The 674-nt window shown below is 76.0% G+C and carries 2 protein-coding genes; both read right to left on the bottom strand.

Annotation, left to right across the window (positions count from 1 at the left end):
* Nucleotides 1–102: 102 nt before the first annotated feature.
* Nucleotides 103–306 carry a hypothetical protein gene (locus K7W03_RS27585; RefSeq protein WP_103001658.1) on the bottom strand — a complete coding sequence of 68 codons (204 nt, stop codon included), beginning with the start codon at nucleotides 304–306 and terminating at the stop codon, nucleotides 103–105.
* Between the two features lies 1 nt (nucleotide 307).
* The coding region (locus tag K7W03_RS27580; protein WP_222888150.1) for a tetratricopeptide repeat protein at nucleotides 308–674 on the bottom strand (367 nt) is incomplete at its 5' end.

The following is a 674-nucleotide window of genomic DNA, read 5'->3' as shown; positions in this document are numbered from 1 at the left end:
ACACCGCCCCCAATGCCGCGATCAGCGGCGCGACGGCGGCGGATCGGTCGCCAGCCAGCCGCCGAAGCCATGCCCGACGAAACGCGATGCACAGCGCCCGGATCATCGCGCCCCGTCCACCGCCCGCTCGACCCGCCGGCCGATGGACTCCAGATAGCGCTGCCGAATGACCGCAGCCTCCTCCGCCGAAAGCCCCGCATCCTCGCGCACCGGGGCCTTCAGCTGCGCCTCCACCACCCGCCGCGCTTCGCCCGCCGGCGCCGGCGCCGGCGCGGGCGCAGCCGCCATCAGCAACAGCACCACCATCTCATCCTCCCTTGCCGATCCGCGCCGCTTCCGCCGCCAGTTTCTGCCGCAGCGCCCCGTCTCCCGCCCGGCGCAACCCGGCCTCCGCCTCGTCGCGCCGCCCGCCGATGATCAGCGCCAGCAGCAGGTTGTTGCGCACCACCGCCAGTTGCGGCCCCAGATCGCTCGCCCCGCGCAACGCCTCTATCGCCGCGCCGACCCGCCCGGCCCGCAACAGCGCATAGCCAAGCGCATTGCGCGGCAGCGGATCGGCCGGACTCGCCCGGCTCGCCCGCTCGTACCAGGCCGCCGCCTCGTCCCACCGCCCCCGCGCCGCCAGCAGATGCCCGCGCACCGCGCTGACCCCACCGCCCGCCGTCTCCGGCGGC

This window comes from Sphingobium sp. PNB (assembly GCF_019873065.1).
In the GTDB taxonomy this organism is placed as follows: domain Bacteria; phylum Pseudomonadota; class Alphaproteobacteria; order Sphingomonadales; family Sphingomonadaceae; genus Sphingobium; species Sphingobium fuliginis.
Note: the sequence above shows the minus strand (reverse complement) of the source record. Positions and strands in the feature narration are given on the sequence as shown.

Coding starts and splice junctions, on each gene's coding strand:
- K7W03_RS27585 (WP_103001658.1), bottom strand. CDS start 306: ATGGTGGTGCTGTTGCTGATGGCGGCTGCGCCCGCGCCGGCGCCGGCG.